The organism is Pseudomonas sp. NPDC087598, assembly GCF_044743525.1.
GTDB lineage: Bacteria > Pseudomonadota > Gammaproteobacteria > Pseudomonadales > Pseudomonadaceae > Aquipseudomonas.
Map to the genome: position 1 here is coordinate 869 of NZ_JBIUWQ010000084.1, position 3,439 is coordinate 4,307.

At 58.2% G+C, this 3,439-nt stretch carries 3 protein-coding genes and 1 pseudogene; all 4 read left to right on the forward strand.

What is annotated here, in order from left to right; all coding sequences use genetic code 11:
- Positions 1 to 91: 91 nt before the first annotated feature.
- Positions 92 to 553: pseudogene (gene petA, locus ACIOWE_RS27995) on the forward strand (ubiquinol-cytochrome c reductase iron-sulfur subunit); the annotation flags it as partial.
- Positions 553 to 1,764, forward strand: coding sequence for a cytochrome bc complex cytochrome b subunit (locus ACIOWE_RS28000; RefSeq protein ID WP_103306226.1), 1,212 nt, complete (start codon positions 553 to 555; stop codon positions 1,762 to 1,764). The pseudogene petA and the gene ACIOWE_RS28000, both read left to right, overlap by 1 nt.
- The gene (locus ACIOWE_RS28005; RefSeq protein WP_201236864.1) at positions 1,764 to 2,546 is read left to right on the forward strand and encodes a cytochrome c1; all 783 of its coding nucleotides are present in this window, start codon (positions 1,764 to 1,766) and stop codon (positions 2,544 to 2,546) included. The genes ACIOWE_RS28000 and ACIOWE_RS28005 overlap by 1 nt, the downstream gene beginning before the upstream one ends.
- Positions 2,547 to 2,693: 147 nt before the next feature.
- Positions 2,694 to 3,311, forward strand: a complete 618-nt coding sequence (locus ACIOWE_RS28010) for a glutathione S-transferase N-terminal domain-containing protein (RefSeq protein ID WP_007961620.1) — start codon at positions 2,694 to 2,696, stop codon at positions 3,309 to 3,311.
- Positions 3,312 to 3,439 lie beyond the last annotated feature (128 nt).

Sequence of the window (3,439 nt, forward strand, 5' to 3'; positions counted from 1 at the left end):
GCCCCCCCCCGGGGGGGGGGGGGGCCCGGGGGGGGGGGGCGGGCGCCCGGCGGGGGGGGGGGGTTGCCGCCCCCCCCCCCCCCCCCCCAACCCCGCTGGTGCACCGGTGAAAGTGAATGTCGGCAAGATCGAGCCAGGACAGCAGATGATTGCTGAGTGGCGCGGCCAGCCGGTGTTCATTGTTCGTCGTACTGCGGAAATCCTGGGGAATCTCAAGAAGATCGAGGGCCAGCTCTCCGATCCAACCTCCAAAAACTCCACGCAACCTACCTATGTCGACCCTGAAGTGCGATCGATCAAGCCGGAAATTCTGCTGCTGATCGGGATCTGCACACACCTGGGTTGCTCACCGACCTTCCGTCCCGAAGTGGCACCTGCGGATCTGGGCAAGGACTGGGTGGGCGGCTATTTCTGCCCTTGCCACGGTTCTCACTACGATCTGGCTGGCCGCGTCTACAAGTCGCAACCTGCGCCTTTGAACCTGCCAGTTCCCCCGCATTCCTATGAGACCGATGACCTGATTGTCATTGGCGTCGATACGGAGAAAGCGTGATGAGCAAGTTCATGGATTGGGTTGATGCGCGCTTTCCTGCGACCAAAATGTGGGAAGACCATCTCAGCAAGTATTACGCGCCAAAAAACTTCAACTTCTTCTATTTCTTCGGCTCGCTGGCGCTGCTGGTGCTGGTCAACCAGATCGTCACCGGTGTCTGGCTGACGATGAGCTACACGCCTTCGGCAGAAGAAGCGTTCGCTTCCGTTGAATACATCATGCGCGACGTCGAGTACGGCTCGATCCTGCGTCTGCTGCACTCGACCGGCGCCTCGGCGTTCTTCATCGTGGTCTATCTGCACATGTTCCGTGGCTTGCTCTATGGTTCGTACCAGAAGCCGCGTGAACTGGTCTGGGTGTTCGGCATGCTGATCTACCTGGCACTGATGGCTGAAGCCTTCATGGGTTATCTGCTGCCTTGGGGTCAGATGTCCTACTGGGGTGCCCAGGTGATCATCTCGCTGTTCGGCGCGATCCCCGTCATCGGTAACGACCTGACGCAGTGGATTCGTGGTGACTACCTGATCTCCGGGATCACCCTGAACCGCTTCTTCGCCCTGCACGTTGTCGCTCTGCCGATCGTGATTCTCGGTCTGGTGGTGCTGCACATCCTGGCGCTGCACGAAGTCGGCTCGAACAACCCGGATGGCGTCGACATCAAGAAGCACAAAGACGAAAACGGCATCCCGCTGGACGGCATTGCTTTCCACCCGTACTACACCGTGAAAGACATTGTCGGTGTCGTGGTGTTCCTGTTCATCTTCTGCTTTATCGTGTTCTTCTTCCCGGAAATGGGCGGCTACTTCCTCGAAAAACCAAACTTCGAGCAGGCCAACCCATTCAAGACGCCAGAGCACATTGCGCCGGTCTGGTACTTCACGCCGTTCTACGCGATTCTGCGGGCGATCCCGGACAAGCTCATGGGCGTGATTGCCATGGGTGCGGCAATCGCGGTGCTGTTTGTCTTGCCCTGGCTCGACCGCAGCCCGGTCAAGTCGATGCGCTACAAAGGCTGGATGAGCAAAATCTGGCTGGTGGTGTTCTGCATTTCGTTCGTGATTCTCGGCATTCTGGGCGTTCTCGCTCCGACTCCTGAGCGCACGCTGGTATCGCAGATCTGCACGTTCCTGTACTTCGCCTACTTCATTCTGATGCCGTTCTACACCAGGCTCGAGAAGACCAAAAAGGTTCCGGAAAGGGTGACTGGCTGATGAAAAAGTTATTTTTTGCTCTGATTTTTGCTGCTCTGCCAGTGCTGTCCTTCGCCGCTGAACATGGTGGTCCGGAACTGGAAAAAGTCGATATCGACGTTTCCGACAAGGCTGCGCTGCAGGATGGCGCACGTACCTTTGCCAACTATTGCATGGGTTGCCACAGCGCCAAGTTCCAGCGTTACGAGCGGGTTGCCGATGACCTCGGCGTTCCTCATGAGTTGATGCTGGAGAAGCTGGTGTTCACCGGTGCCAAGATTGGCGATCACATGAACATCGGCATGCAGCCGGTCGACGCCAAGACCTGGTTCGGCGCGGCGCCGCCGGATCTGACGCTGGTAGCTCGCGTACGTGGCACAGACTGGCTCTACGGTTACCTGAAGTCGTTCTACGAAGATCCTGCACGTCCGTGGGGCGTGAACAACAAGGTTTTCCCGAACGTCGGCATGCCTAACGTGCTGGTCGGCCTGCAAGGTCGTCAGGTCGTGGGCTGCAAACAGGTGCAGATCGTCGAAGACGGCAAGAAGCAATATGATCCGCTGACCGGCACGCCGCTGACTCATGAAGCGTGCGATCAGTTGACCATCGTGCCGAAGTCCGGTGCTCTGAACGAAGAGCAGTTCGATGAGAAGGTCAAGAATCTGGTAACCTTCCTGGCTTACTCGGCTAACCCGGTTAAGCTGCAACATCAGCGCATCGGTACTTATGTCTTGCTGTACCTGGCGTTCTTCTTTGTGTTCGCCTACCTGCTCAAGCGTGAATACTGGAAAGACGTGCACTGATACGCTTCAAAGCATTGCTGTTAATCGCGCGCGCCCAAGGGCGTCTCCAATAGCGTAACGCCTGGTCAGCCAGGTATTGCGGGAGGCGCCCTCTGGGCGCGCGCGTTTTTCCGGTTCCGATAATTTCAACAAGCGAGGAGGATCGCCATGGGCGTGACCAATCGGTTGGCCTGTTACTCCGACCCCGCCGACCACTATTCCCACCGAGTGCGCATTGTGCTCGCAGAGAAGGGTGTCAGCGCCGAGATCATTTATGTGGAAGCTGGTCGTCAGCCGCCTAAACTGATTGAGGTGAACCCTTACGGAAGCCTCCCCACGCTGGTCGATCGCGACCTGGCATTGTGGGAGTCGACCGTGGTGATGGAATATCTGGATGAGCGTTACCCGCACCCGCCGTTGATGCCGGTTTATCCGGTGGCGCGTGCCAACAGTCGTCTGCTGATTCACCGTATTCAGCGTGACTGGTGTGGTCTGGTGGATCTGATTCTGGATCCCAAGTCCAAGGAGGCCGCGCGTGTCGTGGCGCGCAAGGAATTGCGTGAAAGCCTGACGGGCGTGTCGCCGTTGTTTGCCGACAAGCCGTTTTTCCTCAGTGAGGAACAAAGTCTGGTGGATTGCTGCCTATTGCCAATACTCTGGCGTTTGCCGATTCTGGGTATTGAACTGCCGCGGCCAGCCAAGCCGCTGCTTGATTATATGGAGCGCCAGTTTGCGCGTGAGGCTTTCCAGGCGAGTCTGTCTGGTGTCGAACGCGATATGCGCTAAGGCTTAAGGAGCCGCTATGAACTCCAGTCCAACAAATCTCGGGCGGGCGCTCTACGCGGGGATTGTTGTTACCGTTTGCGCCGCGCGCGGGCTGGTGCTGTGCGGCTGGCCGGCGGTGGGGGTGGCGC

Coding starts and splice junctions, on each gene's coding strand:
- ACIOWE_RS28000 (WP_103306226.1), top strand. CDS start 553: ATGAGCAAGTTCATGGATTGGGTTGATGCGCGCTTTCCTGCGACCAAA.
- ACIOWE_RS28005 (WP_201236864.1), top strand. CDS start 1,764: ATGAAAAAGTTATTTTTTGCTCTGATTTTTGCTGCTCTGCCAGTGCTG.
- ACIOWE_RS28010 (WP_007961620.1), top strand. CDS start 2,694: ATGGGCGTGACCAATCGGTTGGCCTGTTACTCCGACCCCGCCGACCAC.